The sequence below is a fragment of the Pseudomonas sp. R19M genome (assembly GCF_050312585.1).
GTDB lineage: Bacteria > Pseudomonadota > Gammaproteobacteria > Pseudomonadales > Pseudomonadaceae > Aquipseudomonas > Aquipseudomonas palleroniana.
In genome coordinates, this window is record NZ_JBNPJV010000053.1 from 11,492 (window position 1) to 35,917 (window position 24,426).

Annotated in this window: 22 protein-coding genes; 11 read left to right on the forward strand and 11 right to left on the reverse strand. The window is 61.9% G+C overall.

Annotated elements, in window-relative coordinates; translation table 11 throughout:
• Position 1 precedes the first annotated feature (1 nt).
• The 4 genes from ACQRBT_RS10810 to ACQRBT_RS10825 all read left to right on the forward strand — a co-directional run bounded on the left by ACQRBT_RS10810 (position 2) and on the right by ACQRBT_RS10825 (position 4,537).
• Positions 2-1,714, forward strand: a complete 1,713-nt coding sequence (locus tag ACQRBT_RS10810; RefSeq protein WP_412046177.1) for a putative 2-aminoethylphosphonate ABC transporter permease subunit — start codon at positions 2-4, stop codon at positions 1,712-1,714.
• A 21-nt stretch (positions 1,715-1,735) separates the two neighbouring features.
• Positions 1,736-2,749 carry a putative 2-aminoethylphosphonate ABC transporter substrate-binding protein gene (locus ACQRBT_RS10815; protein ID WP_060753501.1) on the forward strand — a complete coding sequence of 338 codons (1,014 nt, stop codon included), beginning with the start codon at positions 1,736-1,738 and terminating at the stop codon, positions 2,747-2,749.
• A 106-nt stretch (positions 2,750-2,855) separates the two neighbouring features.
• Complete coding sequence (locus ACQRBT_RS10820; RefSeq protein WP_412046176.1) at positions 2,856-3,986, forward strand: TIGR03364 family FAD-dependent oxidoreductase; 1,131 nt, start codon at positions 2,856-2,858, stop codon at positions 3,984-3,986.
• The gene (locus ACQRBT_RS10825) at positions 3,983-4,537 is read left to right on the forward strand and encodes a phosphonate degradation HD-domain oxygenase (RefSeq protein ID WP_090368173.1); all 555 of its coding nucleotides are present in this window, start codon (positions 3,983-3,985) and stop codon (positions 4,535-4,537) included. The genes ACQRBT_RS10820 and ACQRBT_RS10825 overlap by 4 nt, the downstream gene beginning before the upstream one ends.
• Here the strand turns inward: ACQRBT_RS10825 and ACQRBT_RS10830 are convergent.
• Entirely contained in the window at positions 4,534-5,901 is a 1,368-nt protein-coding gene (locus ACQRBT_RS10830) for a DUF3482 domain-containing protein (protein ID WP_090368175.1), read from the reverse strand. The genes ACQRBT_RS10825 and ACQRBT_RS10830 overlap by 4 nt on opposite strands.
• Entirely contained in the window at positions 5,894-7,273 is a 1,380-nt protein-coding gene (locus tag ACQRBT_RS10835; RefSeq protein ID WP_412046175.1) for a DUF2868 domain-containing protein, read from the reverse strand. The genes ACQRBT_RS10830 and ACQRBT_RS10835 overlap by 8 nt, the downstream gene beginning before the upstream one ends.
• Positions 7,274-7,342: 69 nt before the next feature.
• On the opposite strand from ACQRBT_RS10835, the gene ACQRBT_RS10840 reads away from it, so the two are divergent.
• Complete coding sequence (locus ACQRBT_RS10840) at positions 7,343-7,855, forward strand: dihydrofolate reductase (RefSeq protein WP_060753496.1); 513 nt, start codon at positions 7,343-7,345, stop codon at positions 7,853-7,855.
• Between the two features lie 94 nt (positions 7,856-7,949).
• Here the strand turns inward: ACQRBT_RS10840 and ACQRBT_RS10845 are convergent, their stop codons facing one another.
• A complete protein-coding gene (locus ACQRBT_RS10845) occupies positions 7,950-9,341 on the reverse strand; it encodes an L-cystine transporter (RefSeq protein ID WP_412046174.1) in 1,392 nt (463 codons plus the stop codon).
• 241 nt (positions 9,342-9,582) lie between these two features.
• On the opposite strand from ACQRBT_RS10845, the gene ACQRBT_RS10850 reads away from it, so the two are divergent.
• Positions 9,583-10,641, forward strand: coding sequence for a phosphorylcholine phosphatase (locus ACQRBT_RS10850; protein ID WP_090368182.1), 1,059 nt, complete (start codon positions 9,583-9,585; stop codon positions 10,639-10,641).
• A gap of 178 nt (positions 10,642-10,819) precedes the next feature.
• Here the strand turns inward: ACQRBT_RS10850 and ilvD are convergent, their stop codons facing one another.
• Positions 10,820-12,661 (reverse strand): dihydroxy-acid dehydratase, encoded by a 1,842-nt coding sequence (gene ilvD / locus ACQRBT_RS10855; RefSeq protein WP_104994945.1) that lies wholly within the window; start codon positions 12,659-12,661, stop codon positions 10,820-10,822.
• A gap of 385 nt (positions 12,662-13,046) precedes the next feature.
• On the opposite strand from ilvD, the gene ACQRBT_RS10860 reads away from it, so the two are divergent.
• The gene (locus ACQRBT_RS10860) at positions 13,047-13,505 is read left to right on the forward strand and encodes an REP-associated tyrosine transposase (protein WP_060753491.1); all 459 of its coding nucleotides are present in this window, start codon (positions 13,047-13,049) and stop codon (positions 13,503-13,505) included.
• 127 nt (positions 13,506-13,632) lie between these two features.
• Here ACQRBT_RS10860 and ACQRBT_RS10865 read toward each other — a convergent pair whose 3' ends face one another.
• The gene (locus ACQRBT_RS10865; protein WP_412046173.1) at positions 13,633-14,829 is read right to left on the reverse strand and encodes a class I SAM-dependent rRNA methyltransferase; all 1,197 of its coding nucleotides are present in this window, start codon (positions 14,827-14,829) and stop codon (positions 13,633-13,635) included.
• A gap of 279 nt (positions 14,830-15,108) precedes the next feature.
• Between ACQRBT_RS10865 and ACQRBT_RS10870 the strand changes: the two genes are divergently transcribed.
• Positions 15,109-15,921, forward strand: coding sequence for an HDOD domain-containing protein (locus tag ACQRBT_RS10870; protein WP_174554053.1), 813 nt, complete (start codon positions 15,109-15,111; stop codon positions 15,919-15,921).
• 21 nt (positions 15,922-15,942) lie between these two features.
• Entirely contained in the window at positions 15,943-16,755 is an 813-nt protein-coding gene (mutM, locus tag ACQRBT_RS10875; protein ID WP_060753488.1) for a bifunctional DNA-formamidopyrimidine glycosylase/DNA-(apurinic or apyrimidinic site) lyase, read from the forward strand.
• 133 nt (positions 16,756-16,888) lie between these two features.
• Here the strand turns inward: mutM and ACQRBT_RS10880 are convergent, their stop codons facing one another.
• The 5 genes from ACQRBT_RS10880 to ACQRBT_RS10900 form a co-directional block, all read right to left on the reverse strand.
• Positions 16,889-17,140, reverse strand: a complete 252-nt coding sequence (locus tag ACQRBT_RS10880) for a YfhL family 4Fe-4S dicluster ferredoxin (RefSeq protein ID WP_003195146.1) — start codon at positions 17,138-17,140, stop codon at positions 16,889-16,891.
• Positions 17,141-17,261: 121 nt separating this feature from the next.
• On the reverse strand, positions 17,262-17,741 hold the full coding sequence (coaD, locus tag ACQRBT_RS10885) for a pantetheine-phosphate adenylyltransferase (RefSeq protein ID WP_003176711.1): 480 nt from the start codon (positions 17,739-17,741) through the stop codon (positions 17,262-17,264).
• 103 nt (positions 17,742-17,844) lie between these two features.
• A complete protein-coding gene (locus ACQRBT_RS10890) occupies positions 17,845-19,440 on the reverse strand; it encodes a GMC family oxidoreductase (RefSeq protein ID WP_412046172.1) in 1,596 nt (531 codons plus the stop codon).
• Positions 19,441-19,477: 37 nt separating this feature from the next.
• A complete protein-coding gene (locus ACQRBT_RS10895) occupies positions 19,478-20,023 on the reverse strand; it encodes a twin-arginine translocation pathway signal protein (protein WP_412046171.1) in 546 nt (181 codons plus the stop codon).
• Between the two features lie 44 nt (positions 20,024-20,067).
• Complete coding sequence (locus tag ACQRBT_RS10900; RefSeq protein ID WP_244384914.1) at positions 20,068-21,495, reverse strand: coniferyl aldehyde dehydrogenase; 1,428 nt, start codon at positions 21,493-21,495, stop codon at positions 20,068-20,070.
• Between the two features lie 146 nt (positions 21,496-21,641).
• On the opposite strand from ACQRBT_RS10900, the gene ACQRBT_RS10905 reads away from it, so the two are divergent.
• Together ACQRBT_RS10905 and ACQRBT_RS10910 are read left to right on the forward strand one after the other, a co-directional pair.
• Positions 21,642-22,313: a TetR/AcrR family transcriptional regulator gene (locus ACQRBT_RS10905; RefSeq protein WP_060753484.1), complete on the forward strand. Its 672-nt coding sequence runs from the start codon at positions 21,642-21,644 to the stop codon at positions 22,311-22,313.
• A 33-nt stretch (positions 22,314-22,346) separates the two neighbouring features.
• Entirely contained in the window at positions 22,347-23,201 is an 855-nt protein-coding gene (locus ACQRBT_RS10910) for a sulfurtransferase (RefSeq protein WP_412046170.1), read from the forward strand.
• A gap of 120 nt (positions 23,202-23,321) precedes the next feature.
• Here the strand turns inward: ACQRBT_RS10910 and ACQRBT_RS10915 are convergent, their stop codons facing one another.
• Positions 23,322-24,317: a hydrolase gene (locus ACQRBT_RS10915; protein ID WP_104994938.1), complete on the reverse strand. Its 996-nt coding sequence runs from the start codon at positions 24,315-24,317 to the stop codon at positions 23,322-23,324.
• Positions 24,318-24,426: the final 109 nt, after the last annotated feature.

A 24,426-nucleotide genomic window follows, 5' to 3' on the forward strand; every position in this document is an offset into this window, starting at 1 on the left:
GATGGCTGCGGTGATGACGCTGCCGATAGCCCGCCAGGTGTCCCGTGCACAAATGGACGATCGTATTTTTGTGCTCGGCGGCAAACTGCTGTGGCTGTTTTTGCTGGTTATCGCGGTGCTGCTGCCACTGCTGGCGATCTTCTGGCGAGGTTTCAGTAGCGAAGCCGGGCAGGGCGGCGGGTGGATCGCGGCGCGAGAGCTGGTGACCAGCGACAATTTTCACTGGCTGCTGGGTAACAGCCTGAAAGTGTCAGTCAGTGTGGCTGCCATTGTCGTACCGCTGGCTTACCTGTTTGCCTACGCCCTGCAACGCACATTGATTCCCGGCAAGGCCGTTTGGCGCGGCCTGTCATTGCTGCCATTAATGGCGCCGTCGATGTTGCCGGGGATTGCGCTGGTGTACCTGTTCGGTAACCAGGGCCTGTTGCGCGGTTTGCTCTCTGAGAACATTTACGGCTTCTGGGGCATCGTGTTGGGTGAGGTGATCTACACCTTCCCACACGCCTTGATGATTCTGCTGTCAGCGCTGTCCCTGGCGGATGCGCGTTTGTTCGATGCCGCTTCCAGCATGGGTGCGAGCCCGGCCCGGGCGTTTCGCAGCATCACCTGGCCGGCCACGCGCCAGGCCGTATTTGCTGCGTCCTGCCTGGTGTTTACCCTGACCATCACCGACTTCGGGGTGCCCGTGGTGGTGGGAGGGGATTATCAGGTGCTGGCGCTGGAAGCCTACAAGGCGGTGGTCGGCCAGCAACAGTTTGGTCGTGGCGCATTGATCGGCATGGTGTTGCTGCTGCCGGCGCTGTTCAGTTTTGGCGTGGATGCCTGGTTGCGCCGGCGGCATGGCGACGCCATGAGCGGCCGCGCGCAAGTGTTTCGACCCGCGCCATCGCGTGCAAGAGACGGCTGTTATCTGGCCATCGTGATGCTGATCTGCACGGCACTGCTGCTGGTGTTCGGCATGGCGGTGTATTCCTCGCTGGTGAAGTTCTGGCCCTACAACCTGTCGTTGTCGCTCAACCACTACCAGTTCGAAGACACGGCAGGCGGTGGCTGGCTGGCCTATCGCAACAGCTTGACCATGGCCCTGTGCACGGCGTTGCTCGGCAGTGTGCTGATCTTCACCGGTGCCTACCTGATGGAAAAAACCCAAAGCCAGAAAGGCCTGAACCTGGCCCTGCGCATGCTCAGCTTCGTACCGATGGCGGTGCCAGGCTTGGTGCTGGGCCTGGGCTACGTGTTCTTTTTCAACCTCAACGGCAACCCGCTGCATGTGTTCTACGGGAGCATGACGTTGCTGATGGTGTGCACCATTGCCCACTATCTGACCACCGCACAAATGACCGCGACCACCGCCCTGCGCCAGTTGGATGCCGAGTTCGAAGCCGCCGCGCTGTCGCTCAAGGCGCCGCTGTACCGCCACTACCTGCGCGTCACGGTGCCGATCTGCCTGCCGGCGCTGCTGGACATCGTGCGCTACCTGTTTGTATCGGCGATGACCACCGTGTCCGCCGCGATTTTTCTCTACAGCCCCGACACTATCCTCGCCGCCGTCGCCGTGTTGAACATGGACGACGCCGGCAACGTGGGCGGTGCGGCGGCCATGTCGAGCCTGATCCTGTTCACTTCGGCCGGCGTTTCGCTGCTGCTGGCGTGGGCCTCACGTGGCGCGCTGCGTCGCTCCCAAGCCTGGCGCCAGTCCGCTCCCGGCCAATGACAACCCTGAAGGAGGTGCTCCATGTTCAAGCCCCTGGCGCTGGTCGCTGCGGTACTCACGGCATTCAGCCTGAATGCCTTCGCCAAGACCGAACTGACGGTGTACACGGCGCTCGAAGCCGAGCAGTTGAAGACCTACAAGCAGGCTTTCGAAAAGGCCAACCCTGACGTTGAGATCAAGTGGGTGCGCGACTCCACCGGCATCATCACGGCCAAGCTGCTGGCCGAGAAAGATCGCCCGCAAGCCGATGCAGTGTGGGGCCTGGCAGCTTCGAGCCTGGCGATCCTCGACCAGCAGGGCATGCTGGAGAACTACGCGCCCAAGGACCTGGGCAAGATCGGCAAAAATTACCGCGACCCCGCCAACCCACCGGCCTGGGTCGGCATGGACGTATGGGCGGCGACCCTCTGCTTCAACACCGTCGAGGCCGAGAAACAGGGCCTGACCAAGCCGGTGAGCTGGCAGGACCTGACCAAGCCTGAGTACAAGGGCAAGATCGTGATGCCCAACCCGGCGTCGTCCGGCACCGGCTTCCTCGATGTGAGCGCCTGGTTGCAGACCTTCGGTGAAAAGCAGGGTTGGCAGTACATGGACGAACTGCATCAGAACATCGGCCAGTACGTCCACTCCGGTTCCAAGCCGTGCAAGCTGGCCGCCTCGGGGGAGTTCCCGATTGGTATTTCGTTCGAGTACCCGGCGGTGCAGCTCAAGCGCCAGGGGGCGCCATTGGACATCATCCTGCCGAAAGAGGGTCTGGGTTGGGACATTGAAGCAACGGCCGTGATGAAGGGTACTGCTCACGCCGATGCGGCGAAAAAACTTGCCGACTTCTCCGCCAGCCCCGCCGCGATGGAGCTGTACAAGGACAATTTCGCTGTCCTCGCCCAGCCGGGCATCGCCAAGCCGCAGACCGAGCTGCCGGCCGACTACGAGCAGCGCCTGATCAAGAACGACTTTGCCTGGGCCTCGAAGAACCGCGACAGCATCCTCACCGAATGGCGCAAGCGCTATGACGGCAAGTCCGAAAAACAATAACCGATCGTTCCCACGCTCCGCGTGGGAACGCCACCCGGTCCCGAATTTGTGACGCAGAGCGTCATAGGATGCATTCCCACGCGGAGCGTGGGAACGAGAGGAATGCATGAGTAGTGATCTGTTGATTGTTGGCGCCGGCATCCTCGGCCTGTCCCACGCCTACGCGGCTGCCAGGCGCGGGCTCAAGGTCAGGGTCTTCGAGCGTAGCGCCACACCGCTCGGCGCCTCGGTGCGCAACTTCGGCCAGGCGCTGGTCAGCGGCCAGCCGCCGGGGCCGATGTTCGAGCTGGCGCGGCAAAGCCGTGACATCTGGGGCCATTGGGCCCAAGTGGCGGGCCTGCAACTCAAGCGCAACGGCTCGTACTTGTTCGCCCGCACCGAAGCCGAAGAGCATCTGCTCGAAGCCTTCTGTGCCGGCCGCGCAAGGGAACACGGCTACAACGTCGAGCTGCTGCAAGGCTCGGCGATGAAGGATCTGTACGGCGGCCAGTTTCGCCATCACCGCGCCGCGCTGCACGGCAAGGACGATCAGCAGTTGTATTCGCGCGAGGCGATTCCGGCGCTGATCGCCTATCTGGCCCAAACGCTCAAGGTCGAGTTTCACTTTTCCACTTTGGTACGCGACGTCGAACCGGACCATGTGCACACCACGGCAGGCAGCTTTCGTGGCGAGCAGGTCATCGTGTGCTCCGGCCACGACTACCAGACGCTGCTGGCCGAGGCGATGGCCGAACTCAACCCGCAGATCTGCCGCTTGCAAATGCTGCGGGCGCGACCGGCGGTCAATCTGAACCTGCAACATGCGTTGCTCACCGGCCTCAGCTGTGTGCACTACGGCGCCTTCGCCGACTTGCCGCAAGCTGCATCGGTGCAGGCGCAGATCCTGCGTGAAGCGCCTCACCTGGCGGCACAGGGTATTCACTTGCTGATCAGCCCGACGCCCCATGGCGAACTGATCATCGGCGATTCCCACGACTACGGCCGCGATGCATCGCCGTTCAACGCCGAACAGGTCGATGACTGGATGATCGAACTGGCTGAGCAGACCTTGGGGTGCAAGATCCAGGTGGTGGAGCGCTGGCAAGGTGTCTACGGCTCACGCGGTCCCGGGCCGTTCTCATTCCTGCGCGTGGCGCCGGGGGTGAGCGCAGCGCTGATGCATACCGGCGTGGGCATGAGCGTGGGGCCGGCGCTGGCCGAACGCAATATCAGTGCGTTGTGGGGCGCGGCGTCATGACCGCGGAGCAGGTGATTGCCGACGTCTTCGGTTTATACGAAAGGCATGGCGCGGCGGATTACATCGGCGAGCCGGTGTCGCAGATCGAGCACATGTCCCAGGCCGCGCAGTGGGCAATGGCTGAGGGTTTTGACGATGAAGTGGTGCTGGCGGCGTTTTTTCACGACATCGGGCATCTGTGCGGCCAGGGTGGTGAAAATATGGGCGGTTATGGTGTGGTCAGCCATGAGCGGCTGGGCGCGGATTATTTGCGCCGGGCCGGGTTCAGCGAACGCATGGCCAGGCTGGTGGAATATCACGTGCAAGCCAAGCGCTACCTGACCTTCAGCCAGCCCGACTATTACACCCGCCTGAGCGAAGCCAGCCGCCGTACCCTGGAGTACCAAGGGGGCGTGATGACGGCAGAAGAAGCGCGGGCTTTCGAGCAAGACCCGCTCTGCCAGGTCAGCCTGCGCCTGCGCTATTGGGACGAGCAGGCCAAGCAGATGCACGTGCCGGTGCTCGACCTCGAGGTGCTCAAGGGCAAGGCCCGGCAGGCATTGGCGACTTAGGTTTCGTCGAGGCGCAGAGCCAGCGCTTCAACTTGCTCCTGGCGCTCAGCCTGGCTGAGCTTGGCGTGGGGGTTGAGGGACGACCATTGCGGATGGGCGCGGGCTTTATGCAGTGCGTCCGGCAACTTGCCTTCGCGCCAGGTTTTGTCCTGCGGCGTATCGACCTTGATGCTGTGCATGGCCGCATGACCGCGCAGGTTGAGGGCTTTGAGCAACTGGCGCTGGCGCAGGGCGAGCAGGCGCAACACGCTGTCGTCCACAGTCAGTTCGCGCTGGCCTTTGATCTTGCCCAGCAGGCGGCTGCCATAACTGCGCGCGGTCTGCAGTGCGCCACCGGCAATCGCACCGGCCAGGGCGGCGGCGCCCAGGGTCAGGCCGCCGACCAGCAGGTCGACACCGGCACCGGCCGCCGCCCCCGCGGCGATCCCGCCCCCGACGCGCACGCCCAATTGCTTGAGCGTCTCCGGGTTGAACAGGTCGTCGCCCCAGCGGCCGTCGAGCAGTGGCAGGTCACTGGCGGCGGCATCCTGCGCGCGGAAGCCGAACTGCTTGAGCAGGGCTTCCACACATTTCTGTTCGCGCTGGCGCACGGCCTTGCGCAAATCGCTGATGGCTTGCTGCTCATCTTCGGTAACCACGCTGCGACGGCAAGCGGCGCAGTCGATCAACAGCTCGGCGATCAAGCGTGCGGCACTTTGCTGGCGGGCCTGGCGTTGGGCTTGCTGGTCGAGGATCAACCGTTCCAGTTGCGGCCGGGCGTTTTCCAGTAGCAGTGCCAGGCTTTCATACAAGCGCCGCTCGCCGTCTTCCGGTGGCGCTACGCTGTCGAAGCGCACCAGTGCATGCAGGCCCAGACGGGCCAGGGCTTCGCGCCAGTCCGGCTCGCGGTGGTCGCTGCTGCTGACGAAGTTGAGCACCGGCAGCAACGGCTTGCCGCAACTGGCCAGTACTTGCAGCTCATCGCGGTACTTGGCCAGCACCGGCTCGCGGGCGTCGATCACATACAGGCCGGCGTCCGAGGCCAACAATTGGCGCAGCACCTTGGCTTCCTGTTCGAAACGTTGGCGCGCTTCGCTGCCGTCCAGGAAGCGCGCCAGGCGCGCCGGGCCATCGAGGCGTTCGCCGGGGCGATCCAGGCGCTCCAGGTAGTCGAGCAGGGCGATGGCATCTTCCAGGCCGGGTGTGTCGTACAGCTCCAGCAAGGCTTCGCCGTCCACCGACAACCGTGCACCTTCGACATGCCGTGTGGTGCTGGGGCGATGGGAGACTTCACCGAAGCCCACATCCCGGGTCAGCGTGCGCAGCAGCGAGGTCTTGCCGACATTGGTGTGGCCGACCACAGCGAGTTTCAGCGGTTTAGTCATGACCGGTCTCCAGCCAGTTCAGCGGTGCGCAGTCGGCGAAAGGCAGCTCCAGTTGTTGCAGTGCGGCGTGCCAGTCACCCAGGCGTTCGGCATCCAGGGCTTGGCCGGGAGGCGCTTGCAGCAGCCAGACGCGGGTGGCGGTTGCGCTGCGCGCAAGTTCTGCGATCAATGCCAGGCTGCCACGGTCGGGTGAGCGGCGTGGGTCGCAGGCGATGGCCAGGCGTGCCGGCGGGAAGCGGCTGAGTTGTTCCAAAAGCTTGTTGCGCGACTCGCGGCTGTCGAGGATCCCGGCGTTTTTGACGCCGGCCGGCAATTTGGGAGGCCAGGGGTGCTGATCGTCCAGCTCGATGGCTACCAGCAAAGCGCCGTCGCTTTCCAGTTCGCTGACGCCGCCGGTGACGGCGTGCAGTTGCTCCGGTGCGGCATCGTTGACGCCGAGGCGTTCGCTGCTCGGCATCAGGCGTTCGCGCAATTGGCTGTAGCCGGGCAGGTTGAGGTCCAGGCGCAGGGCGGCGCGCCCGCGTTTCCAGCGCCACAGGCACAGCAGGGCAAGGATCAGCCTGGGCAGTATGCCGTAAACCAGCAACACCCCGACCAGCCACGCGGCCCAGGCCTGGCGGGCGCTTTCGATATTCAACGCGGAGTCGCCGCTGGCACGGATCATCTCGACCGTCGGCACATTGAAGCCCAGCCACGCGGGCAGGGCACCCAGGGCCTGGGTCACGGCGACGAAGGTGTCGGCGCCAAGGATGGTGGTTTCCCATACGAACCCATAGCGTCGGGTAGCGAGCAGCGTCAGCAAAATCACCATGGCACTGAGCAGCGCCAACAGCCAAAGGCTGTTGACCAGCACGCCCACAGCCCAGCGATTGAGTTTCTGCCGTTGCAGCAAGAGCAACAGCGCAGGCGCCAACTGAGCGGCCTTGGCGTCGCGGGCGAGCTTTTCGCTGAGCCACAGCCATAGGCGTCCCAGGCTGGCGCCGTGCTCACCGGCAAACAGCAGGCCCAAGGCCCAGCTGACCAGCAGGATCAGGTTCAAGCCGAGCAGGCTGCCCAAGGCCCAGAACACGTTGACCGGGGCCAGCCCGTTGCCCAGCGCGGCAAAGGCCAGGCCGGCGCCGCTGACGATCGCGACGATCGCCAGCAACACCAGGGCCAGGCGCGCGCCTTGCAGCCAGCGGGTCAGGGCGGCAGTCAGGCCATCGCGCTCGGCCAGGTGCAGGGCGCGCTGTTGAATACGCGTCGGCAGGTCGCCACCGGCCGTGCGGGCCAGGCGGTTGGCTTCCTGGTCTTCCAGGGGGCCGGCGTGTTCTTCACGCAGGCGCACGGTTTCCGTCAGCCAGAGTGTGTGCAGTGGGTTCAGTGCCGTCACGCGCCATCCTGTTGTGTCAGTGAGCCTGGAGCATAACCCCTGGCTCGTGGCTCTGGTATTCTCGTCGCCATGAAAAAAACTCTCCCTTTAAGCCTGATCGCAGCCCTCGGTGAAAACCGTGTGATCGGCGTCGACAACAGCATGCCCTGGCATTTGCCGGGGGATTTCAAATATTTCAAGGCCACCACGCTTGGCAAGCCGATCATCATGGGGCGCAAGACCTGGGACTCCCTGGGCCGACCGTTGCCGGGGCGCTTGAACATCGTGGTCAGCCGTCAGACCGATCTTGAGCTTGAAGGTGCGCAAGTTTTTCCATCACTGGACGCGGCGGTCGAGTGCGCCGAGGCGTGGGCGCTGGAGCAAGGCGCGGATGAGCTGATGCTGATCGGCGGCGCGCAGCTGTATGCGCAGGGGCTGGAACAGGCGGACCGCTTGTACCTGACGCGCGTGGCGCTGAGCCCGGAAGGGGATGCGTGGTTTCCGGAGTTTGATTTGAACCAGTGGAAGCTGGTTTCGAATGTCGAGAACCCGGCCGACGGTGATAAGCCGGCGTACACCTTCGAAGTCTGGGAAAAAGCTTAAAGCACCGGGAGCAAGCCCCCTCCCACATTTGAACGCGTTGCAACATGAGAATGCGCTCAAGTGTGGGAGGGGGCTTGCTCCCGATAGCGGTCTATCAGGCCTGCGCTAACTCGGCGTGCTCATCGGCATTCAGCAGCGCTTTATCCGTCTGCCCCATGATCTGGCTGGTAATCGCACCCGCCGTCATCGACCCGTTTACGTTCAACGCCGTGCGGCCCATGTCGATCAGCGGTTCCACGGAAATCAGCAGCGCCACCAGTGACACCGGCAAGCCCATGGCCGGCAGCACGATCAGCGCGGCAAAGGTTGCACCGCCGCCTACACCGGCAACGCCAGCCGAACTCAAGGTCACAATCGCCACCAGGGTTGCGATCCATAGCGGGTCCAGCGGGTTGATGCCCACGGTCGGGGCAACCATCACCGCCAGCATGGCGGGATAAAGCCCTGCGCAACCGTTCTGGCCGATGGTCGCGCCGAACGACGCCGCAAACCCGGCGATGGATTGCGGGATGCCCAACCGGCGGGTTTGCGCCTCAATGCTCAGTGGAATCGCCGCCGCGCTGGAGCGGCTGGTAAAGGCAAACGTCAGCACCGGCCACACCTTGCGGAAAAAGCGCAACGGGTTGATCCCGGCCAGCGACAGCAGCAGGCCATGCACCACGAACATCAGGCCCAGGGCCAGGTACGAGACCACCACGAAACTGCCGAGCTTGATGATGTCTTGCAGGTTGGAGCCGGCGACCACTTTGGTCATCAGCGCCAATACACCGTAAGGCGTCAGTTTCATCACCAGGCGCACCAGGCGCATCACCCAGGCTTGCAGGGTGTCGATGGCGTTGAGTACTTTCTGGCCTTTTTCCACGTCGTCCTTGAGCAGCTGCAGCGCGGCAACCCCGAGGAAGGCGGCGAAAATCACCACGCTGATGATCGACGTCGGCTTGGCTCGGGCCAGGTCGGCAAACGGGTTGGCCGGCACGAACGACAGCAGCAACTGCGGGATATTCAGGTCAGCGACCTTGCCGGCGTAATCGCTCTGGATCACTTGCAGGCGGGCCATTTCCTGGGTGCCGGCTACCAGGCCTTCGGCGGTGAGGCCGAACAGATTGGTCAGGCCGATGCCGATCAGCGCCGCAATGGCGGTGGTGAACAGCAGCGTGCCGATGGTCAGGAAACTGATCTTGCCCAGGGAAGAGGCGTTATGCAGGCGCGCCACGGCACTCAGGATCGAAGCGAATACCAGCGGGATCACGATCATTTGCAGCAGTTGCACGTAACCGTTGCCGACCAGGTCGAACCAGCCGATGGACGCCTTGAGGACTGGATTGCCGTCACCGTAGATCGTGTGCAGAACCGTACCGAACACCACGCCCAGGGCGAGGGCGAACAGGACCTTTTTGGCGAGGCTCCATTGGGCCCGACGGGTTTGTGCCAGGCCCAGCAACAGGGCCACGAACACCAGTAAGTTGAGAATCAGGGGCAGATTCATTAAAGCTCCGTTGAGAAGGCAGCCAATCGCACGAGCCTGCGATTGCGAACCGGGAAGCCTAACAGCTTGAAATATATTGATTTAATACCGATATGGAATGGTATCTGTCGTTTTTGGAATAAGCGTCTGACGCTCAGGCACATGCCTTTGGCGTGATCACGATGTAAGCGGTCGTGCTCGGGCGATAACTGTCATACAGATTTGTTAGCGTCGATGTCTTTGACCCAGGGAGAAAACGCTTATGAAGCTCGCGCCAACATTACTTGCCGCCGCCTTCTGCCTTGGCCTCGCCAGCCAGGCATCTGCCGCCACCGAGTTGAAGCATTGGCCGGCGCCTGCCGCCGAGCAACTGAACAAGATGATCGCTGCGAACGCCAACAAAGGTAATTTCGCGGTATTCGACATGGATAACACCAGCTACCGCTACGACCTCGAAGAGTCCCTGTTGCCCTACCTTGAAAACAAGGGCCTGATCACCCGCGACACCATGGACCCTTCCCTCAAGCTGATCCCGTTCAAAGATACCGCCGACCACAAGGAAAGCCTGTTCAGCTACTACTATCGCCTCTGCGAAGTCGACGACATGGTTTGCTACCCGTGGGTTGCGCAGATCTTTGCCGGCTTCACCCTCAAAGAACTCAAGGGCTACGTGGATGAGCTGATGGCCTCCGGCAAGCCCGTGCCGGTCACCTATTACGAAGGTGATGTGGTGAAGACCTCCGAGGTCCAGCCGCCGAAGGTGTTCACCGGCCAGGCCGAGCTGTACAACAAGCTGATGGAGAACGGCATCGAGGTGTACGTGATGACGGCGGCCTCGGAGGAACTGGTACGCATGGTCGCTGCCGATCCGAAGTACGGCTACAACGTCAAGCCTGAGAATGTCATCGGCGTGAGCACCCTGCTCAAGGATCGCAAGACCGGCGAGCTGACCACCGCACGCAAGCAGATCACGGCCGGCAAATATGATGAGAAGGCCAACCTCGGCCTGGAACTCACCCCCTACCTGTGGACCCCGGCGACCTGGATGGCCGGCAAGCACGCCGCGATCCTCACCTACATCGACGAATGGAAAAAACCGGTGATCGTCGGGGGGGATACCCCAACCAGCGATGGCTACATGCTGTTTCACGATGTGGACGTGGCCAAGGGCGGCATCCACTTATGGGTCAACCGTAAGGATAAGTACATGACCCAGCTCAACGGCATGATGGCCAAGCACGCGGCGGCGCAGGCCAAGGAAGGGTTGCCGGTGACGGCGGACAAGAACTGGGTGATCGTCAAGCCGGACGAGATTCAGTAACCAGGAGTGATATGGGAGGGGGCTTGCTCCTGATAGCAGAGTGTCAGTCGATACATGGGTTGGCTGGACTACCGCTATCGGGAGCAAGCCCCCTCCCACAATTGACCTCCAGTGTTTTGGAGAATACTCCCGGCAAAAAAAAGCCCCGCACTTGGCGGGGCATTTTTATGGGGGAGGCTTACAGGCCGTCGAGCATCGCCTTGTTACGCACCGCACCTTTGTCGGCACTGGTGGCCAACAGGGCGTAAGCCTTCAGCGCGGTGGTGACTTTGCGCGGGCGCTTTTCCACCGGCTTCCAGCCTTTCTTGTCCTGCTCGACCCGGCGCGCAGCCAGTTCTTCATCGCTGATCAACAGGTTGATCGAGCGGTTCGGAATGTCGATCAGGACTTTGTCGCCGTCCTGCACCAGGCCAATCGCGCCGCCGGCGGCGGCTTCCGGAGAGGCGTGGCCGATGGACAGGCCCGAGGTGCCGCCGGAGAAGCGGCCGTCGGTCAGCAGGGCGCAGGCTTTGCCCAGGCCTTTGGATTTCAGGTAGGACGTCGGGTAGAGCATCTCCTGCATACCCGGGCCGCCTTTCGGGCCCTCGTAGCGGATGATCACGATATCGCCTGCTTTTACTTCGTCGGCGAGGATGCCGCGTACGGCGCTGTCCTGGCTTTCGAAGATCTTGGCGTTGCCTTCGAACACGTGGATGGACTCATCCACACCGGCAGTTTTCACCACGCAGCCGTCCAGGGCGATGTTGCCGTACAGCACGGCCAGGCCGCCTTCCTTGGAGTAGGCGTGCTCGACGCTGCGGATACAGCCGTTTTCCCGGTCGTCGTCCAGCGTTTCCCAGCGGGTCGACTGGCTGAATGCGGTCTGGGTCGGAATGCCCGCCGGGCCGGCCTTGAAGAAGTGATGCACCGCTTCGTCACGGGTCTGGGTGATATCCCACTTGGCGATCGCTTCTTCCATGCTACGGCTGTGTACGGTCGGCAGGTCGGTATGCAGCAGGCCACCACGGGCCAGCGAGCCGAGAATCGAGAAGATCCCGCCGGCACGGTGCACATCTTCCATGTGGTACTTCTGAATGTTCGGCGCGACCTTGCACAGTTGCGGCACGTTGCGGGACAACCGGTCGATGTCGCGCAGGTCGAAATCGATCTCGGCTTCCTGGGCGGCAGCCAGCAAGTGCAGGATGGTATTGGTGGACCCGCCCATGGCGATGTCCAGGGTCATGGCGTTTTCGAACGCCTTGAAGTTGGCGATGTTGCGCGGCAGCACCGATTCATCGTTCTCGGCGTAGTAGCGCTTGCACAGCTCGACGATGGTGCGGCCGGCCTGGAGGAACAGTTGCTCGCGGTCGCTGTGGGTGGCCAGCGTGGAACCGTTGCCCGGCAAGGCCAGGCCCAGGGCTTCCACCAGGCAGTTCATCGAGTTGGCGGTAAACATGCCGGAGCACGAACCGCAGGTCGGGCAAGCACTGCGCTCGTATTCCGCGACCTTCTCGTCAGAAGCGCTGGAATCGGCGGCGATGACCATGGCGTCGACCAGGTCGAGGCCGTGGGAGGCGAGTTTGGTCTTGCCGGCTTCCATCGGGCCACCGGACACGAAGATCACCGGGATGTTCAGGCGCAGGGACGCCATCAGCATGCCGGGGGTGATCTTGTCGCAGTTGGAGATGCACACAATGGCGTCGGCGCAATGGGCGTTGACCATGTACTCCACGGAGTCGGCAATGATCTCGCGGCTCGGCAGGGAATACAGCATGCCGTCATGGCCCATGGCGATGCCGTCATCCACGGCGATGGTGTTGAACTCTTTGGCTACACCGCCGGCGCGCTCGATCTCGCGGGCGACCAACTGGCCCAGGTCCTTGAGATGGACGTGGCCCGGTACGAACTGGGTGAACGAGTTGGCAATCGCGATGATCGGCTTCTTGAAGTCGTCATCCTTCATCCCCGTGGCACGCCACAGTGCGCGTGCACCGGCCATGTTGCGGCCGTGGGTGGATGTTTTCGAGCGGTAATCTGGCATGGAGCACTCCGGGCGGCTAATCAGGTACTAAAGGGAAGTGAGCCTCTATTGACGTCAGGAACACCCGAAAAATGGCCGTGGTGTCCGGAAGTTGCCTCAAACGCTACGGGATCGCCGCGCGCAGTGGCCTTGAGCTCATAAACCCGCCGGGGGATGACTGGCGATGAATAGGGCCGATTCTACACCGTCTTCCTGTAGGCGCGAGCTTGCTCGCGAAAAACGTCAGCGAAGTCGCGGCGCTATCAGATAGCCCGCGTCGTCTATGGGTTTTTCGCGAGCAAGCTCGCTCCTACAGGGGCGGGACATATTCAGAACCACTGTTTAAAGGCCCATCGACGCCGCAACGCCTACCGTTTCTCTTCCACTCACGGAAGAGGACGATGGAATGTCCACTCAACAACATGCACATAGGCTACGCGCCGGGCGCTATTCGGAGTCGGGCCGCATTTACCTGATTACTGTGGTGACTCATCAACGGCAATGTGTCTTTCAGGACTGGCGCATCGGCCGGTTGCTTGTCAGTGAGTTCAGGGCGGCCCAGGAAGAGGGGGAGGCGACTTCGCTGGCCTGGGTAGTCATGCCTGACCACTTTCACTGGCTGGTCGAGTTGCATAACGGCGACTTGCCGAGGTTGATGCGTATCACCAAGTCGCGTAGTGCCCGTGCGATTAATAAGGCCAGGTGTTCGTTCGGGAGCTTATGGCAAAAGGGCTATTTCGACCGTGCACTTCGTCGGGAGGAAGACTTGAAGGCCATGGCCCGTTACATCGTGGCCAATCCCTTGCGAGCAGGACTGGTCAAACATATTGGCCAGTACCCGCTGTGGGACGCCATCTGGTTGTGACCTATCTCTCTGTAGGAGCGAGCTTGCTCGCGAAGAACGTCAACGATAACGCAGCGCTATCAGGTAGCCCGCGATGTCCTTGCGTTTTTCGCGAGCAAGCTCGCTCCTACAGGGGGCCTTGTGTTACTTAGCTATTCGGCAACAACCGGCAAGTAATGCTCTTGATATACCGCGTCTCGGCAATCGCCGGGTGCACCGGGTGGTCTGGGCCCTGGCCGCCGCGTTCGAGCATCTGGATATTGCGGTCCAGATGGCGGGCGCTGGTCAGCAGGATGTTTTGCAGGTCGTCTTCCGGCAGGTGCATGGAGCACGAGGCGCTGACCAGGATGCCGTCCTTGCTGAGCAGGCGCATGGCTTGCTCGTTGAGGCGACGGTAGGCGCCTTCGCCGTTTTTCATGTCTTTTTTGCGTTTGATGAAGGCCGGTGGGTCGGCGACGATCACGTCGAAGCGTTCTTCGCTGGCTTTCAGTTCTTTCAGGGCTTCAAAGACGTCGCCTTCGATGCAGGTCATTTTCTCGGCGAAGCCGTTCAGCGCGGCGTTGCGTTCTACGCCATCAAGGGCGAAGGCGGAGGCGTCGACGCAGAACACTTCACTGGCGCCGAAGGCGGCAGCTTGCACGCCCCAGCCGCCGATGTAGCTGTATAGGTCGAGTACGCGCTTGCCTTTGGCATACGGGGCCAGGCGCGCGCGGTTCATGCGGTGGTCGTAGAACCAGCCGGTCTTCTGGCCCTGGATCACCGGGGCTTCGAATTTCACGCCGTTTTCTTCCAGCGCCACCCACTCCGGCACCAGGCCGAACACGGTTTCGACGTAGCGGTTGAGGCCCTCGGCGTCACGTGCGGCGGAGTCGTTCTTGAACAGGATGCCGCTTGGCTTGAGCACTTGGGTCAGCGCAGCGATCACGTCGTCTTTGTGGGCTTCCATGGTCGCCGAAGCAATCTGCACCACCAGGATGTCGCCGAAACGATCGACCACCAGGCCCGGCAGCAGGTCGGAGTCACCGTAGACCAGGCGGTAGAACGGCTTGTCGAACAGGCGCTCACGCAGGGACAGGGCGACGTTCAGGCGGTGTACCAGCAGCGACTTGTCCAGCGGCAACTTGATGTCGCGCGACAGCAGGCGGGCGCAGATCAGGTTGTTCGGGCTCATGGCCACGATGCCGAGGGTCTTGCCGCCGGCCGCTTCCAGGATGGTCTGGTCGCCTGCCTGGAAGCCGTGAAGTGGGGTGGCGGCCACGTCGATTTCGTTGCTGTAGACCCACAGGTGGCCGTTGCGCAAACGACGATCGGCGTTGGCTTTGAGACGCAGGCTTGGCAGGGACATGACGTCGCTCCGGAAAAAAGAGCGGGAGTATACCTGTTGCGGCGCGGTTCATGTGGGAGTGGGCTTGCCCGCGATGCAGGCGGCGCGGTGTATCTGACGTACGGCGCTGATGCAATCGGCAACCAGCCCTCTCGCGCGTTTGACCGGGTTTTTGTTCAGGTTTTTGAGGTGTCAGTCAGGTTCCTATAGAGGTTAGAATCCCCGCCTAGCCCAGAGTGTGTACTTATGTCCCAAGAGCTTTCCGCCGAACAGATCCAACAGGCCCTGCAAGGCATCAGTGTGCCGCCTCAACCGCAAATCATGGTGGATTTGCAGATGGAGCAGTACATGCCCGACCCAGACCTGGAGGTGATTGCACGGCTGATCTCCCAGGACCCGGGCCTGTCCGGCGCGTTGTTGAAAATCGTCAACTCGCCGTATTACGGCCTGAGCAACAAGATCGCCTCGATCCAGCGCGCCGTGAACCTGCTGGGCAGCCGCTCGATCATCAACCTGATCAACGCGCAGTCGATCAGGGGCGAGATGAGCGACGACACCATCGTCACCCTCAACCGCTTCTGGGACACTGCCCAGGATGTGGCCATGACCTGCCTGACCCTGGCCAAGCGCACCGGCTCGCAAGCGGTCGACGAGGCCTATGCCCTGGGCCTGTTCCACGATTGCGGCGTGCCGTTGATGCTCAAGCGCTTTCCCAATTACATGACGGTGCTCGAGGAAGCCTACGCCAACGCCAACCCCGACTGTCGTGTGGTCGACACCGAAAACAACGCGTTCAACACCAACCATGCCGTGGTCGGCTATTACACCGCCAAATCCTGGCGCCTGCCGGAACACGTGACCGACGCGATTGCCAACCATCACAACGCCCTGGCGATTTTCAGCGATGAGTCGTCGCGCAATTCGCAGCTGAAAAACCTGCTGGCGATCCTGAAAATGGCCGAGCACATTTGCTCGTCGCACCGCGTGCTGGGCAACCAGGCGGTGGACCACGAGTGGGAAGCCATCGGCCATCTGGTGCTGGACTACGTGGGCCTGTCGGACTACGACTTCGAAAGCATGAAATTGTCGATCCGCGAACTGGGCGCCCACTAAACCTGTCTTCAAGAGGTACACATGCCCGAGTTACCAGAGGTCGAAACCACGAGACGCGGAATTGCCCCGCACCTGGAAGGCCAGCGCGTCAGCCGTGTGGTGGTGCGTGAGCGACGCCTGCGCTGGCCGATCCCGGAGGACTTGGACGTGCGCCTGTCCGGGCAACGCATCGTGCTGGTGGAGCGGCGGGCCAAATACCTGTTGATCAACGCTGAAGTGGGCACCCTGATCAGCCACCTGGGCATGTCGGGTAACTTGCGCCTGGTGGAAGCCGGCCTGCCGGCGGCCAAGCATGAGCATGTGGACATTGAACTCGAATCCGGCCTGGCGCTGCGCTACACCGACCCGCGGCGCTTCGGCGCGATGCTGTGGAGCCAGGACCCGCACAATCACGAACTGCTGATCCGCCTCGGCCCGGAGCCTTTGACCGAGCTGTTCGATGGCGAGCGCCTGTTCCAACTGTCCCGTGGCCGTTCGATGGCGGTGAAGCCCTTCATCATGGACAACGCGGTGGTGGTGGGCGTGGGCAATATCTACGCGACGGAAGCGCTGTTTGCGGCGGGCATCGACCCGCGTCGAGAGGCCGGCGGTATTTCACGAGCGCGGTACTTGAAGCTGGCGATCGAGATCAAGCGCGTGCTGGCGGCCGCCATCGAGCGGGGGGGTACCACGCTGCGGGACTTTATCGGCGGTGACGGACAGCCGGGGTATTTCCAGCAGGAACTGTTCGTCTACGGCCGGGGAGGCGAGGCGTGCAAGGTCTGCGGGAGCGAGTTGCGCAATGTGGTGCTGGGGCAGCGGGCGAGTGTGTTTTGCCCCAAGTGCCAGCGCTGATTGCGGTGTGATGGCGGATATCGCCATCGGGAGCAAGCCCCCTCCCACAGTTGACCAGGTTCCAACATGAGAATGCGGTCGAGTGTGGGAGGGGGCTTGCTCCCGATGAGGCCCGAATGGGCGCCGATAAGCTTCAGGCCTTACCGGTAATCTTCCGGTACTTCTCCATCAACTGCTCTTCGGTCTCGGGATGCGCTTCGTCGAGTGGAATGCAGTCTACCGGGCACACTTGCTGGCATTGAGGCTCGTCGTAGTGGCCGACACACTGGGTGCACAGGTTCGGGTCGATCACGTAGATCTCTTCGCCCTGTGAAATGGCAGCGTTCGGGCACTCGGGTTCGCAGACGTCGCAGTTGATGCAATCGTCGGTGATGATCAGGGACATGGAAACTCCTGCCAGGGCGGTCAGCCAAGGCATCTGAAAACTAATGCGCGCAATTGTGCCGCATTGGCGCCCGCAGTGCGAGCCTGTGGCGAGGGAGCAAGCTCCCTCGCCACAGTCATTCTTACTTCTTGAAGCGTAACGTCAGCGCATCGGCGACGGCCGGGTGCACGAACTTGGTGATATCGCCGCCCAACGCCGCGATCTCACGGACCAGCGTCGAGGAAATGAACGAATAACGTTCCGACGGCGTGAGGAACAGGCTTTCCACGTCCGGCGCCAATTGGCGGTTCATGTTGGCCAGCTGGAATTCGTATTCGAAGTCCGACACCGCACGCAGGCCACGCAGGAATACATTGGCGTTCTGCTCTTTGGCGAAATGGGCCAGCAGTGTGGAGAAACCCACTACTTCCACGTTGGGCAGGTGCTTGGTGACCTCACGCGCCAGTTCCACCCGCTGTTCCAGGGGAAACAGCGGGTTTTTCTTGGGGCTGGCCGCGACTGCGATGATCACATGGTCGAACAGGCGAGAGGCGCGTTCGACCAGATCGCCATGGCCTTTGGTAATCGGGTCGAAGGTACCTGGGTACAACACTCGGTTCATCGCGTCGTCCTGGCGGAGTCCGTTGGGGAACCGGATGGTATCGCAGCCATCCCGGTCGGCCAAGTCGACTTATGTAGATAGATACCGTGAATACCTGGTTTTTTCATGCTGTTTTCAGACGTTCGGCCAATGCCGTCGCCAGTTGCGCCGTCAAGCCATACACCGACAATTGCGGGTTGGCACCAATGCTGGTGGGAAATAGCGAGCCGTCGTGGATCGACAGGTTACGCAGTTGGTGATGGCGACCGAGGCTGTCGGCCACTGCGATTTTCGGGTCTTCACCCATGGCGCAACCGCCCATCACATGGGCGCTGCCCAGCGTGGTTCGGTGCAGTTCCAGGTTCAGGCCGTCAATCAGTTCGCGTGCTTGGGCCAGGGTGTTCACATGACGCGCATCGTGATGCAGTGGCTTGACCGACTTTGCGCCGGCGGCGAACTGGATCTCGGCCATGCTGTGAAAGGCCCGGCGCAGGCCGTCCCAGGCATAAGGTGAGACTTGATAGTCGAGCACGGGCGTACCGTCCCCGCGCAAGTCCACGGTGCCGCCTTGGCTGTCGGGGTGAAAACCGTCGCGCATCAACGCCAGCATGGCGTGGGTGTGGGGCAACTGGCCCATCTCCAGCGCGTTTTGCGTGCCGTAGCCACCGAACAAGGTACTGGCCAGGCCCGGGTGCAAGGGCGGCGCCTCGAGCTTGTAGGACATTTTGCCGGTGGTGCCGTCCTGCCATTGGAAGTGGTCGGAATAGATCGACTGTGGCGCACCGTAGAATGGGTTGATCACCTCGTCGAACAGCCCGGCGGAAAAATTCACCAGATGCAGGAACGTGCGCTTGCCCAGGCGCGAGTGCGGATCCGGCGCGTCCGAGCGCATCAGCAGTGCCGGGCTGTTGATGCCGCCGCCGGACAGCACGTAATGCTTGGCCTTGACCGTGATCTTGCGGCCGGTGGGTGCCACGCAGTGCTCGTCCATGGCCACGCACTCCAGGCTGCTGATGGTGTCGCCGCTGTATTTGAGGCGTTCGGCACGGGCCAGGTAGAGCAGCTCACCGCCTTTTTCCAGGGTGGCCGGAATGGTGGTCACCAGCATTGACTGCTTGGCGTTGACCGGGCAACCCATGCCGCAATAACCCAGGTTGAAGCAGCCGCGCACGTTGCGTGGGATCACGTGCCAGCTGTAGCCGAGCTGTTCGCAGCCCTTGCGGATCACATCGTTGTTGGCGTTGGGTGGAATGGCCCAGGGTGCGATGCCCAGGCGTTGTTCCATTTTCTCGAACCACGGCGCCATCTCGGCGCTGCTGTGGCCTTTGACCGCGTATTCACTGGCCCAGTGGGTCAGCGTGGGGTCGGGCGTGCGGAAGCTGGAGGTCCAGTTGATCAGCGTGGTACCGCCCACGGCCCGCCCCTGCAGGATCGTGATCGCGCCGTCCTTGCTCATGCGGCCGATACCTTCCTGGTACAGGCTGGCGTAAGCCTCGTCCTCCAACAGCTTGAAGTCGCTGCTGGTCTTGAGCGGGCCTTCTTCGATCAGCAGCACCTTGTAGCCCGCCGCGCTGAGGATTTCAGCCGTGGTGCCGCCGCCGGCACCGCTGCCGATGATCGCCACGTCGGCTTCCAGGGTCAGGTCGTTATCGAGGGCGGCGCCATTGTGGGTTTTCCAGCCGCGGGCCAGGCCGTCGCGGAACAGATCGGGTACGGGCATCAGGGTCGTCTCTTGTTTTTATGAGGGAAGATACGCATCAGATCTTCGGCGGGCCGGGGTAGCCGCAGTGGGCCCAGGACTCTGGCCGGAAGTACCAGGCCATGATCACCAGCTTGAGCAACGAGCCCTGGCCCATGCGCAGCAGGTTCAGGTAGCTGTTTTCCCAGCGGTGCAGGAAATTGCGGATTTGCTCCGCGCTGGCGTTTTCCCAACTGCCCCAGATCCCGGTCAACGGACCACGGGTGATGCCCATGGCCAATACATCGAACAGTTGCTGGGTGAGCTTGAACATTTCCGGCGACAGGTATTGCAGGCTGTAGTCGAGTTTTTTCAGGGTGTCTTCAACCCCGTCGACCACCGCCTGGGCGCTGGCGGCGCCTTCGAGCAGCACCGGGATCACCGCACGCAAGAAGGGCAGGTCACTGCTGCGCAGCATGGCAAAGCCGCTGGCCGGGGTGCTGCTGGAGCAGCCACTGAGACTGGCGCCCAACCCGGCGGTGGCCAGGAAGGCGCTGGCGCACAGGCCGATTTTCAAGACGCCGCGCCGTGACAGCGCGGGTGATTCAGTCAGGCTGGGGTTCATTGTTTTTATGGTCCCGAAGGTGGAGAGTCCCGAAGGTGTAGATATCAGCGGATAAACAGCTTCTGGATTAACTTCTGGATCGATTTTCCGTAGGGCGGGTAGATCAACTTTGCGGCGTTCAGGCGCTGTTTCACCAATACGCCTTTTGCCTTGCTGAACGTCAGGAAGCCTTCATGACCATGGTAGTGGCCCATGCCTGAGGGGCCGATGCCACCAAACGGCATGTCGTCCTGAGCCACATGCAGCAGAGTGTCGTTCAGGCATACGCCACCGGAATGGGTTTCGTGAAGCACACGGTTCTGTTCGCCCTTGTTGTAGCCAAAGTAGTAAAGGGCCAGTGGGCGAGGGCGTTGGTTGATGTAGGCAAAGGCTTGGTCGAGGCCGCGATAAGGCACGATAGGCAGCAAAGGCCCGAAGATTTCATCCTGCATCACGATCATGTCATCACTGACGTCAAGCAGCAGGCTGTGGGCCATGCGTCGTGCCTGGCCCTGGTCATACAGCGCAATCAGGGTGGCGCCTTTGTCAGTCGCGTCCTTGACGTAGCTATTGAGCCGGGCCAATTGCCGTTCGTTGATGACGGCGGTGTAGTCCGGGTTGTCGGCCAGGGTCGGATAAAACCCGCGAACGGCCTGGGTGTAGGCCTCGACGAAACCCTCGATGCGATCTTCCGGCACCAACACGTAGTCCGGTGCCACGCAGGTCTGCCCGGCGTTCAAGGCTTTACCGAAGGCGATACGTTCGGCGGCATCCTTGAGCGGCACATCGGCGGAAACGATGGCAGGCGATTTGCCGCCCAGTTCCAGGGTGACCGGCGTGAGGTGTTCGGCGGCAGCACGCATTACATGCTTGCCGATGCTGGTGGCGCCGGTAAACAGCAGGTGATCGAAGGGCAGCCTGGAAAACGCCATGCCCACTTCGGCCTCGCCCAGCACCACGCACACCAGGTCCTCGGGGAAGATTTTCGCCAAGAGGGCTTTGAGCAGCTCGCCAGTGGCAGGGGTGGACTCGCTGAGCTTGAGCATCACCCGATTCCCCGCCGCCAAAGCCCCGACCAGCGGGCCTATAGCCAGATACAGCGGGTAATTCCAGGGCACGATCACCCCGACCACACCCAGCGGTTGGTAGATGACTTTGGCTGAAGCCGGTTGGAAGGCGATACCTACGGCGCGGCGGGAGGGTTTCATCCAGCCCTTGAGGTGTTTGCTGGCATAGTGAATGCCATGCAGGCTGGGCATCAATTCGGCGAAGAGGGTTTCGTCGGCGCTGCGGTTGCTGAAGTCCTGGCTGATCGCGTTGATCAACGCCTGGCGTTCGTCACTGAGCAGGTCGCGCAATGCCTTGAGCCATTGCTGGCGCTGCTCGGCCGGCGGCATCGGGTTGGCCGCGTAGGCACGACGTTGTGCGTCGAACAGGGGCTGGAGTTGATCCGGCCCCTGGGAATCTTGCAGATAGGCAACGTTGGCAGACATGGCGCAGTTCCCGACTATTATTGGAATGCACCATTTATTAGAGTCATTACTCTAAATTGTCAAATGACATTGCAGCAACATGCGGATTTATCCTGGCAAGGATAGGCCGTAAGATGCCTCATCACGTGTACAGAAGCTGATCCCCTATGGCACCACGAGTAAAGACCAGCGAGCGCATTGTGCAAACCAGCCTGGAGCTTTTTAACCAGCAGGGCGAGCGTAGCGTCAGCACCAACCACATTGCCGCCCATATGGAAATTTCCCCGGGCAACCTGTACTACCACTTCCCCAACAAGCAGGCGATCATCGCCGTACTGTTTCGTGAATATGAAGCCCTGGTGGACAGTTTCCTGCGGCCGCCCCAAGGCCGCGCCGTCACCGTCGAAGACAAACGCTTCTATCTGCAGGCCGTGCTGGCCGGCATGTGGCGCTATCGTTTCCTGCACCGTGACCTTGAACATTTGCTGGAAAGCGACCCGGAACTGGCCACCGGCTACCGGCGTTTCTCCCAACGTTGCCTGACCCAGGGCGGTGCCATCTACCAAGGGTTCGTCGATGCCGGCATCCTCAATATGGATAAGGTGCAAACCGAAGCCCTGACCCTCAATGCCTGGATCATCCTCACCTCCTGGGTGCGTTTCCTGTGCACCACCAATGAAAACTCCGCGCACTTGAGCGCTGAAGCGATCAAACGCGGGGTGTATCAGGTGCTGGTGCTGGAGGCGGGGTTTGTCACGCCTCAGGCTAAGGAAGCAGTAGATGCACTGTTCAAAGAGTTTTACGTGCCGTTGAATCAGGCATTGGAAGAAGTGAAGTAGGACCTTTCCCTAATCTGTTCACAGGAGTCCGTCATGCCGCTTGCGCAACTGATCAGCCCCCAGCAACTGGCCGAGCGCCAACAGCGTGGAGGGCTGGTGATCCTTGATTGCCGTTTTGCCTTGGAAGACCCTGACTATGGGCTTTGCAGCTATGCCGAAGGGCATATCGAAGGCGCGCAATACGCCGACCTGGAGCGTCACCTCAGCGGCCCGGTGACGAAGGGCGTGACCGGTCGTCACCCGCTGCCGGCGGCGGACACTCTGGTACAGCAACTGCGGGCGTGGGGCATCAACGCCGACACCGACATTGTGCTGTATGACGACGGGCCTGGCGCCTATGCCGCCCGCGCCTGGTGGCTGCTGGCCTGGCTGGGCAAGCGCGATGGCGTGTTTATCCTGGACGGCGGCCTCAAGGCTTGGCACGCGGCCGGTTTCCCGTTGAGCCTGGATGCACCGCTGATCGAGCCGGGAGCCTTTACCGGCACGCCGGACAATCGTCTGCTGGTAGATGCCGAACAGCTGCAAAAACGTCTGGGCGAACCCGGCATGACGTTGATCGATGCCCGCGCTCAACCGCGTTTTCGCGGCGAAGTGGAGCCTATCGACCCGGTCGCCGGGCATATTCCTGGCGCGCAATGTGCGGCATTCAGTGAAAACCTGGGCAGTGACGGCCGCTTCCTGCCGGCCGAACAGCTCAAGCAGCGGTTTGCCGCGCAGTTGCAGGGCCGCTCGCCGGACAAGCTGGTTGCCTATTGCGGCTCAGGCGTGACGGCGTGCCACAACCTGTTCGCCCTGAGCCTGGCGGGTTACCCCTTGGGCACCTTGTATGCGGGGTCGTGGAGCGAGTGGATTACCGATCCTGCGCGGAAGGTCGCTACTGGCGATTGACGTAATGCCGGTGTGAATCCAATCAAAATGTGAGAGGGGGCTTGCTCCCGATAGCAGTAGGTCGGTCAGGACATCTGATACTGATACACCGCCATCGGGAGCAAGCCCCCTCCCACATGTTTAACTGCGTTTTGTCTGTAGCCATTGTGGGATTCGTCGTTCGAGGTAGTAGCCGGGGCGCTTCAGCGAACCGTCCACAAACCCCACATGCCCACCCTTGGCCAGCAGTTCGAACTCGGTGCAATCCGACAGTTCGCTGGCTTCGGGCAGGCTATGGTTGAACACGAAGGGGTCGTCGGCGGCCTGGATGATCAGGGTGGGGGTGCGGATCCCACCCAGGTAGTAACGGCTCGATGCGCGACGGTAATAGTCTTCGGCACTCAGAAAACCGTGCAGCGGTGCGGTCACTCGTCCGTCGAAATCCCAAAACGTACGCATTTTTTCCAACGAACCGAGTGCTTCCAGGGTTTTCAGCCCTTCAGCACGACCGTCCTGCAGAAAACGGCTCTGTTTGACGCGGATGTACGTCAGCATTTCGCGCATGAAATGCTTTTGGTAAACCCGGGAGAACCCCAGCCCGATACGATCCGCGCACTGATCCAGACGAAACGGCACCGATACCGCCGCCGCGCCTTGCAAGCCCGACCTTTCACCGGTTTCACCCAGATGCTTGAGCAGCACGTTGCCGCCCAGCGAATAGCCGACTGCATACAGGGGTGCCAACGGCCGTTTGGCTCGCAGGTGTGCAATCGCCGCCGCCAGGTCTTCACTGGCGCCCGAGTGATAGCTGCGCGCCAACAGGTTTGGCTCACCCGAACAGCCGCGCCAGTTCAACGCTGCACTGGCCCAGCCCTGCTCGGCGAGGGCTTTTTGCAGGCCGGCCACGTAGGGTGAGTTGGATGAGCCGGTCAGCCCATGCAGCACCAGCACCAGCGGTGCTTGCACGTCGTGGGGGCCATGCCAGTCGAGGTCAAGGAAGTCGCCGTCGTCCAGCCATAAGCGTTCGCGCTGGCGCTCGAGGTGGGTGGTCGGGCGCCACAACGGCCCCCACAGCGTTTGCAGATGTGGGTTGCCGAGGCCGAAGGCGGGCGTAAAATTTCCAGACGACATCTTCATGAAGGTCTCTGTAGTGAGCGGGCTTGCCCCGCGCTGGGCGGCGAAGCCGTCCCAATCCGTCCAACGCATGCGTCCGGGTAGAGCTCAGGCGTCTGGTTTTAAGGCATGT

What these genes read in the sequence shown, in the direction of transcription:
- ACQRBT_RS10880 (WP_003195146.1), bottom strand. Translation starts at nt 17,140, where the DNA reads ATGTCCCTGATCATCACCGACGATTGCATCAACTGCGACGTCTGCGAA.
- ACQRBT_RS10915 (WP_104994938.1), bottom strand. Translation starts at nt 24,317, where the DNA reads ATGAAGATGTCGTCTGGAAATTTTACGCCCGCCTTCGGCCTCGGCAAC.
- ACQRBT_RS10825 (WP_090368173.1), top strand. Translation starts at nt 3,983, where the DNA reads ATGACCGCGGAGCAGGTGATTGCCGACGTCTTCGGTTTATACGAAAGG.
- ACQRBT_RS10810 (WP_412046177.1), top strand. Translation starts at nt 2, where the DNA reads ATGGCTGCGGTGATGACGCTGCCGATAGCCCGCCAGGTGTCCCGTGCA.
- mutM (WP_060753488.1), top strand. Translation starts at nt 15,943, where the DNA reads ATGCCCGAGTTACCAGAGGTCGAAACCACGAGACGCGGAATTGCCCCG.
- ACQRBT_RS10845 (WP_412046174.1), bottom strand. Translation starts at nt 9,341, where the DNA reads ATGAATCTGCCCCTGATTCTCAACTTACTGGTGTTCGTGGCCCTGTTG.
- ilvD (WP_104994945.1), bottom strand. Translation starts at nt 12,661, where the DNA reads ATGCCAGATTACCGCTCGAAAACATCCACCCACGGCCGCAACATGGCC.
- coaD (WP_003176711.1), bottom strand. Translation starts at nt 17,741, where the DNA reads ATGAACCGAGTGTTGTACCCAGGTACCTTCGACCCGATTACCAAAGGC.
- ACQRBT_RS10830 (WP_090368175.1), bottom strand. Translation starts at nt 5,901, where the DNA reads ATGACTAAACCGCTGAAACTCGCTGTGGTCGGCCACACCAATGTCGGC.
- ACQRBT_RS10900 (WP_244384914.1), bottom strand. Translation starts at nt 21,495, where the DNA reads ATGTCTGCCAACGTTGCCTATCTGCAAGATTCCCAGGGGCCGGATCAA.
- ACQRBT_RS10865 (WP_412046173.1), bottom strand. Translation starts at nt 14,829, where the DNA reads ATGTCCCTGCCAAGCCTGCGTCTCAAAGCCAACGCCGATCGTCGTTTG.
- ACQRBT_RS10820 (WP_412046176.1), top strand. Translation starts at nt 2,856, where the DNA reads ATGAGTAGTGATCTGTTGATTGTTGGCGCCGGCATCCTCGGCCTGTCC.
- ACQRBT_RS10860 (WP_060753491.1), top strand. Translation starts at nt 13,047, where the DNA reads ATGTCCACTCAACAACATGCACATAGGCTACGCGCCGGGCGCTATTCG.
- ACQRBT_RS10895 (WP_412046171.1), bottom strand. Translation starts at nt 20,023, where the DNA reads ATGAACCCCAGCCTGACTGAATCACCCGCGCTGTCACGGCGCGGCGTC.
- ACQRBT_RS10850 (WP_090368182.1), top strand. Translation starts at nt 9,583, where the DNA reads ATGAAGCTCGCGCCAACATTACTTGCCGCCGCCTTCTGCCTTGGCCTC.
- ACQRBT_RS10910 (WP_412046170.1), top strand. Translation starts at nt 22,347, where the DNA reads ATGCCGCTTGCGCAACTGATCAGCCCCCAGCAACTGGCCGAGCGCCAA.
- ACQRBT_RS10815 (WP_060753501.1), top strand. Translation starts at nt 1,736, where the DNA reads ATGTTCAAGCCCCTGGCGCTGGTCGCTGCGGTACTCACGGCATTCAGC.
- ACQRBT_RS10890 (WP_412046172.1), bottom strand. Translation starts at nt 19,440, where the DNA reads ATGCCCGTACCCGATCTGTTCCGCGACGGCCTGGCCCGCGGCTGGAAA.
- ACQRBT_RS10905 (WP_060753484.1), top strand. Translation starts at nt 21,642, where the DNA reads ATGGCACCACGAGTAAAGACCAGCGAGCGCATTGTGCAAACCAGCCTG.
- ACQRBT_RS10840 (WP_060753496.1), top strand. Translation starts at nt 7,343, where the DNA reads ATGAAAAAAACTCTCCCTTTAAGCCTGATCGCAGCCCTCGGTGAAAAC.